The sequence below is a fragment of the Streptomyces sp. NPDC058534 genome, from assembly GCF_042717365.1.
In the GTDB taxonomy this organism is placed as follows: Bacteria; Actinomycetota; Actinomycetes; order Streptomycetales; family Streptomycetaceae; genus Streptomyces.
Window position 1 is genome coordinate 1 of sequence record NZ_JBHXNW010000010.1, and the last position, 6,670, is coordinate 6,670.

Sequence of the window (6,670 nt, forward strand, 5' to 3'; positions counted from 1 at the left end):
GGGCCCCCCCGCCCCCGCCCCCCCCCCCCCCCCGTCGTACCGCCCGCCGTACTCGTCAGCGCGCCGGGTCGCCGCGGCGTGCCGACAGCAGGTCCTCCAGCTGCTCCTCGCGGGCCTGCGCCGCGACGAACAGCAGCTCGTCGCCCGCCTCCAGCGAGTCCTCCCGCGACGGGGTCAGCACGCGGGTGCCGCGGATGATGGTCACCAGCGAGGTGTCCTCGGGCCACTCGACGTCACCGACCTGGATCCCGGCCAGGGCCGACTCCTCCGGCAGCGTCAGCTCGACCAGGTTGGCGTCGCCGTGGCTGAAGCGCAGCAGCCGGACCAGGTCGCCGACGCTCACCGCCTCCTCCACCAGGGCCGACATCAGCCGCGGGGTGGAGACGGCGACGTCCACGCCCCAGGACTCGTTGAACAGCCACTCGTTCTTCGGGTTGTTGACCCGGGCGACGACGCGCGGAACGCCGTACTCCGTCTTGGCCAGCAGGGAGACGACCAGGTTGACCTTGTCGTCGCCCGTGGCGGCGATCACGACGTTGCAGCGCTGGAGGGCCGCCTCGTCCAGGGACGTGATCTCGCACGCGTCGGCGAGCAGCCACTCCGCCATCGGGACGCGCTCGACCGAGATGGCGGTCGGCGCCTTGTCGATGAGCAGGACCTCGTGGCCGTTCTCCAGCAGCTCGCCCGCGATCGAACGGCCGACCGCGCCGGCTCCGGCAATGGCGACCCTCATCAGTGACCGCCCTCCTCTTCGGGACCCTTGGCGAACGCCGCCTCGACCTTGTCGACCTCGTCGGTGCGCATCATCACGTGCACCAGGTCACCCTCCTGCAACACGGTCTGCGAGGAGGGCAGGATCGCCTCCCCGAGCCGGGTGAGGAAGGCCACCCGCACGCCCGTCTCCTCCTGGAGCCGGCTGATCTTGTGGCCGACCCAGGACGGGGACGTGTGCACCTCGGCGAGCTGGACCCCGCCGGTGGGGTCGCGCCACAGCGGCTCGGCGCCCGAGGGGAGCAGCCGGCGCAGCATCTGGTCGGCCGTCCAGCGGACCGTGGCCACCGTGGGGATGCCCAGGCGCTGGTAGACCTCGGCGCGGCGGGGGTCGTAGATGCGGGCGGCGACGTTCTCCACGCCGAACATCTCGCGCGCCACGCGGGCGGCGATGATGTTCGAGTTGTCCCCGCTGGAGACGGCGGCGAAGGCACCCGCGTCCTCGATGCCCGCCTCGCGCAGGGTGTCCTGGTCGAAGCCGATGCCGGTGACCCGGCGGCCACCGAACGAGGAACCGAGACGTCGGAAGGAGGTGGGGTCGCGGTCGATCACGGCGACCGTGTGCCCCTGCTGTTCCAGGGTCTGGGCGAGGGCGGAGCCAACGCGCCCGCAGCCCATGATGACAATGTGCACGGCTCTACACCACTCTTCTTCCGAGCCCTCTGACGTAGGCGAACGTCCCGCTCATTTTCCTCTTTCGGCTCGACGGGCAACACGTGCGGCCCCTGTCGGGGGGCCGCCGGGCACCATCATGCCGGTCCGGCGGGCCCGGCCCCCTTCCGGGTGGCCCCCCGACGCCCCGTCGACGGTCCGAGCCTACTGACGCGCACGCCCCGGCGCCCCGTCCCAGCCCTCCACCGACGACCCCCGCCGACCGATGCTGCGGATGCTGGCACAGGTGAGGATTCCGAGGCCGACGAGCGAGAGAAGGCCGCCGATCAGCTCCGCGGACACGTGCATGAGACCTCCAGGGTGGCAACGGCCGGGAAACGGGCGGTGTTTGCGCGGTATTCGTCATATAGGCATGCCAGGTCCCGGACCTGCGGAATCCGCAGCCCGACCACCCGTCGAATTCACCCGTAGAGCAGACGGCGGGCGGATCGGGGGTGGCGGGTGGGCGCGCGCCCGTTCGAACGCCTACGATCCTCTGTTGTGTCCAAACTGACCGACGTGCCCAAGCGGATCCTGATCGGGCGCGCACTGCGCAGTGACCGGCTGGGGGAAACGCTCCTGCCGAAGCGCATCGCCCTCCCCGTCTTCGCATCCGACCCGCTCTCCTCCGTGGCGTACGCGCCCGGCGAGGTGCTGCTCGTCCTGTCCATCGCGGGCGTGTCGGCGTACCACTTCAGCCCCTGGATCGCGGTCGCGGTCGTCGTCCTGATGTTCACGGTCGTCGCCTCCTACCGGCAGAACGTGCACGCCTACCCGAGCGGCGGCGGCGACTACGAGGTGGCCAACACCAACCTGGGACCCAAGGCGGGCCTGACCGTCGCCAGCGCCCTGCTGGTCGACTACGTCCTGACCGTCGCCGTCTCGATCTCCTCCGGCATCGAGAACCTCGGCTCCGCGGTTCCCTTCGTGGTCGAGCACAAGGTCCTCTGCGCGATCGCCGTGATCCTGCTCCTGACCCTGATGAACCTGCGCGGCGTCAAGGAGTCGGGCAAGCTGTTCGCGATCCCGACGTACGTCTTCGTCGGCGGCGTCTTCATCATGATCGCGTGGGGCGCGTTCCGTGGCGTGGTGCTCGGCGACACCATGCGCGCGCCGACGGCGGACTACGAGATCAAGCCGGAACACGGCGGCCTCGCCGGATTCGCCCTGGTCTTCCTCCTCCTGCGCGCCTTCTCCTCCGGCTGTGCCGCGCTCACCGGCGTCGAGGCGATCTCCAACGGTGTCCCGGCCTTCCGCAAGCCCAAGTCGAAGAACGCGGGGAACACCCTCGCGATGATGGGCCTGCTCGCCGTCACCATGTTCTGCGGCATCATCGCGCTCGCGTCCGCGACGGACGTGCGCATGTCGGAGAACCCGGCCACCGACCTCCTCCACAACGGCGTCGCGGTCGGCGCGGACTACGTCCAGCACCCGGTGATCTCGCAGGTCGCGGAGGCTGTCTTCGGCGAGGGCAGCTTCCTGTTCATCGTGCTGGCCGCGGCCACCGCGCTGGTCCTCTTCCTCGCCGCGAACACCGCCTACAACGGCTTCCCGCTGCTCGGCTCGATCCTCGCCCAGGACCGCTACCTGCCGCGCCAGCTGCACACGCGCGGTGACCGCCTGGCGTTCTCGAACGGCATCGTGCTGCTGGCCGGCGCCGCCATACTCCTCGTCTTCGTCTACGGCGCCGACTCCACCCGGCTGATCCAGCTCTACATCGTCGGCGTCTTCGTGTCCTTCACGCTCAGCCAGATCGGCATGGTCCGGCACTGGAACCGCCACCTGGCCACGGAGAAGGACAAGGCCACGCGCCGCCGCATGATCCGCTCCCGGGCCATCAACGCCTTCGGGGCCTTCTTCACCGGACTCGTCCTGGTCGTCGTACTGGCCACGAAGTTCACCCACGGCGCCTGGGTCGCCCTGCTCGGGATGTGCATCTTCTTCGCCACGATGACGGCGATCCGCAAGCACTACGACCGCGTCTCCGAGGAGATCGCCGCCCCCGAGGACCCCGAGGAGGCGCAGACCGACGACATGGTGCGCCCGTCCCGAGTCCACTCGGTGGTGCTCATCTCCAAGATCCACCGCCCCACCCTGCGCGCGCTCGCCTACGCCAAACTGATGCGCTCCGACTCCCTGGAGGCGCTCAGCGTCAACGTCGACCCGGCGGAGACCAAGGCGCTGCGCGACGAGTGGGAGCGGCGGGGCATCGCCGTACCGCTGAAGGTGCTGGACTCGCCGTACCGCGAGATCACCCGGCCGGTCATCGAGTACGTCAAGAGCCTGCGCAAGGAGTCCCCGCGCGACGCGGTCTCGGTGATCATCCCCGAGTACGTGGTCGGCCACTGGTACGAGCACCTGCTGCACAACCAGAGCGCCCTGCGCCTCAAGGGCCGCCTCCTGTTCACCCCCGGCGTCATGGTCACGTCCGTCCCCTACCAGCTCCAGTCCTCCGAGGCCGCCAAGCGGCGGGCCCGCAAGCGGCAGGACTGGAACGCGCCCGGCGCGGTCCGGCGCGGCCCGCTCCACCAGGACCGGCCGAAGGACCGCTCTTCCTCCACGTAGACTGGACGGCTGCTGTCCTCTGTCGTCCGTTTGTCGTCATCCCGTTCTCTGGAGCCACCCCGCCATGCAGGCAGAACCGAAGAAATCGCAGGCGGAATCCCGAGAGGCCGCACAGCCGGTCTCGCTCGTCGGCGAGGAGTACGAGGTAGAGATCGGCCCCGTCGCCCACGGCGGCCACTGCATCGCCCGTACGTCCGAGGGGCAGGTGCTGTTCGTCCGGCACACGCTGCCCGGCGAGCGCGTCGTGGCCCGGGTGACCGAGGGCGAGGAGGGCGCCCGCTTCCTGCGCGCGGACGCGGTCGAGATCCTGGACGCCTCCAAGGACCGAGTCGAGGCCCCCTGCCCCTTCGCCGGACCCGGCCGCTGCGGGGGCTGCGACTGGCAGCACGCCAAGCCGGGCGCCCAGCGCCGCCTGAAGGGCGAGGTCGTCGCCGAGCAGCTGAAGCGCCTGGCGGACCTCACTCCGGAGGAGGCCGGCTGGGACGGCACGGTGATGCCCGCCGAGGGCGACAAGCTGCCCGCCGGCCAGGTCCCGTCGTGGCGCACGCGCGTGCAGTACGCGGTGGACGACGAGGGCCGTGCCGGTCTGCGCAAGCACCGCTCGCACGACGTCGAGCCCATCGACCACTGCATGATCGCCGCGGAGGGTGTCAGCGAGCTGGGCATCGAGCGGCGGGACTGGCCCGGCATGGCGTCGATCGAGGCGATCGCGGCGACCGGCTCCCAGGACCGCCAGGTCATCCTGACCCCGCGACCGGGCGCGAGGCTCCCCATCGTGGAACTGGACCGCCCGGTCTCCGTCATGCGGGTCGGCGAGAAGGACGGCGGCGTCCACCGCGTCCACGGCCGCCCCTTCGTCCGCGAACGCGCCGACGACCGCACCTACCGTGTGGGCAGCGGCGGCTTCTGGCAGGTCCACCCGAAGGCGGCCGACACGCTGGTGACGGCGGTCATGCAGGGCCTCCTCCCGCGCAAGGGCGACATGGCCCTCGACCTGTACTGCGGCGTGGGCCTCTTCGCCGGCGCCCTCGCCGACCGGGTCGGCGATCAGGGCGCGGTCCTCGGCATCGAGTCCGGCAAACGCGCCGTCGAGGACGCCCGCCACAACCTGGCCGCCTTCGACCGCGTCCGCATCGAACAGGGCAAGGTCGAGGCGGTCCTGCCGCGGACCGGCATCGACGAGGTCGACCTCATCGTCCTGGACCCCCCGCGCGCGGGCGCGGGACGCAAGACCGTGCAGCACCTTGCGTCGCTGGGAGCCCGGAGGATCGCTTACGTGGCGTGCGATCCCGCTGCGCTGGCTCGGGATCTGGGGTACTTCCGGGATGGGGGGTATCGGGTGCGGATGTTGCGGGTGTTTGATTTGTTTCCGATGACGTCGCACATGGAGTGCGTGGCGATTCTGGAACCGGTGGGCAAGGGTTCCTGACCTGCACTTTTGTTGTCCGGGTGGGTTGCTCGACCTGTTTCCCTATGAGTAAAGGTTTGAGCGGGGGATTGATCTTTGCACCTTGCTGACCTGCGGTTTCGTGAGCGAGGTGCCTGTATGGGCGACGCATAGAGAGGGGCGTTCGGAGAATCTTGACGCTCGGACGACGCTCGGAGCGGAAGTCACTGCTGCACCTCCGCCCCCAGCTGCGAGCCACCATCTCCGACTGCGCGTTGCCAGAGAATGCAACTCGACCGCGCCGCTGTGATACCGGTCAGGTATCATCTGTGTATGGCGATGACACTCCGGCTCCCCGACGACCTTGACGCGAAGCTCACCAAGCGGGCTCGTCGGGAGGGTCGCAGCAAGCAGGAGCTTGCCATCGAGGCTATCCGTGAGGCCCAGGACCGGGCCGAGCTGAAGGTCGACGACGTCTTGGCCGAGCTGATGGACAGCGATGCGGAGATCTTGGACTACCTGAAGTGACGGACGTGCGCTACCTCCAGGTCGACGAGATCCTGGCCATCGCCCGCGCGGTCAACGGCACCGAGCACTGTGTGCGTGACATGGGTCTCCTCGTATCGGCGATCGAGCGGCCCCGGACGAACGTGTTCGGGGCCGAGTTGTATCCCACGCTGCACGAGAAGGCTGCGGCGCTGCTGCACTCCGTCGCCCGCAATCACGCGCTGATCGACGGCAACAAGCGCACCGCCTGGCTCGCCATGCGTGTCTTCCTGCGGTTCAACGGTGTCAGCGCGAGTACCGTCCCGCCGCCCGTTTCCGTGGCCGGCCCGTTCGTCGAGGACGTCGCGCAGGACAACGTCGATGTATCGGCCATTGCCAAGCGCCTGTCGGTCTGGTTCCCCGTTTCCTGACGTTCGACGACGTGAGGGCAGGGCAGGCGCCTGCCCTGCCCTCACGCGCTGTCCGGCCTTGCTCGGGTCGGGTGGCATGGGAGCGCTGTGCACTCGAATGCGTGGCTCCCGTTCGGCGCGGGATACCGGACTTCGAAGCTCGGCATCACAGCCTCTCGCAGGCCGCCGTGAGGTGAGGGAGGGGGCGGCCCGCTCACGCGGCGCTTCGAGTGGCTCGTGCGCACGGCTCGCTTTGCCCCGAGCGAGTGCATGCATGCGGCAGCCGAGCTGGTGAAAGGTCGAGAGGAGCGAAGAGGCCCGGGGGGGGGGGGGCCAGACGGGGGGGGGGGGGCGAGGGGTGGGGGGGGTGTTTTGCGGAGGTGGGGGGAAAAAGTGTATG

7 protein-coding genes are annotated in these 6,670 nt (G+C 69.8%); 4 read left to right on the forward strand and 3 right to left on the reverse strand.

The window, feature by feature from the left end:
• Positions 1–55 precede the first annotated feature (55 nt).
• The 3 genes from ACFWR9_RS07935 to ACFWR9_RS07945 all read right to left on the reverse strand — a co-directional run bounded on the left by ACFWR9_RS07935 (position 56) and on the right by ACFWR9_RS07945 (position 1,731).
• On the reverse strand, positions 56–733 hold the full coding sequence (locus ACFWR9_RS07935; RefSeq protein WP_064730242.1) for a TrkA family potassium uptake protein: 678 nt from the start codon (positions 731–733) through the stop codon (positions 56–58).
• On the reverse strand, positions 733–1,404 hold the full coding sequence (locus ACFWR9_RS07940) for a potassium channel family protein (protein ID WP_383837204.1): 672 nt from the start codon (positions 1,402–1,404) through the stop codon (positions 733–735). The genes ACFWR9_RS07935 and ACFWR9_RS07940 overlap by 1 nt, the downstream gene beginning before the upstream one ends.
• A 183-nt stretch (positions 1,405–1,587) precedes the next feature.
• Positions 1,588–1,731: a hypothetical protein gene (locus ACFWR9_RS07945; protein ID WP_383837207.1), complete on the reverse strand. Its 144-nt coding sequence runs from the start codon at positions 1,729–1,731 to the stop codon at positions 1,588–1,590.
• Positions 1,732–1,923: 192 nt separating this feature from the next.
• Here ACFWR9_RS07945 and ACFWR9_RS07950 point away from each other — a divergent pair, with 192 nt between their 5' ends.
• From ACFWR9_RS07950 to ACFWR9_RS07965, 4 genes are all read left to right on the forward strand, one after another.
• On the forward strand, positions 1,924–3,987 hold the full coding sequence (locus ACFWR9_RS07950; RefSeq protein WP_383837210.1) for an APC family permease: 2,064 nt from the start codon (positions 1,924–1,926) through the stop codon (positions 3,985–3,987).
• Positions 3,988–4,051: 64 nt separating this feature from the next.
• Entirely contained in the window at positions 4,052–5,416 is a 1,365-nt protein-coding gene (locus ACFWR9_RS07955) for a class I SAM-dependent RNA methyltransferase (protein WP_383837213.1), read from the forward strand.
• A 291-nt stretch (positions 5,417–5,707) separates the two neighbouring features.
• A complete protein-coding gene (locus ACFWR9_RS07960) occupies positions 5,708–5,902 on the forward strand; it encodes a ribbon-helix-helix protein, CopG family (RefSeq protein WP_383837216.1) in 195 nt (64 codons plus the stop codon).
• Entirely contained in the window at positions 5,899–6,291 is a 393-nt protein-coding gene (locus tag ACFWR9_RS07965) for a type II toxin-antitoxin system death-on-curing family toxin (protein ID WP_383837219.1), read from the forward strand. Before ACFWR9_RS07960 ends, ACFWR9_RS07965 begins: the two co-directional genes overlap by 4 nt.
• Positions 6,292–6,670 lie beyond the last annotated feature (379 nt).

Bases quoted from the DNA above. Each gene is read 5' to 3' on its own strand.
- ACFWR9_RS07960 (WP_383837216.1), top strand. From the start codon at position 5,708: ATGGCGATGACACTCCGGCTCCCCGACGACCTTGACGCGAAGCTCACC.
- ACFWR9_RS07935 (WP_064730242.1), bottom strand. From the start codon at position 733: ATGAGGGTCGCCATTGCCGGAGCCGGCGCGGTCGGCCGTTCGATCGCG.
- ACFWR9_RS07955 (WP_383837213.1), top strand. From the start codon at position 4,052: ATGCAGGCAGAACCGAAGAAATCGCAGGCGGAATCCCGAGAGGCCGCA.
- ACFWR9_RS07945 (WP_383837207.1), bottom strand. From the start codon at position 1,731: ATGCACGTGTCCGCGGAGCTGATCGGCGGCCTTCTCTCGCTCGTCGGC.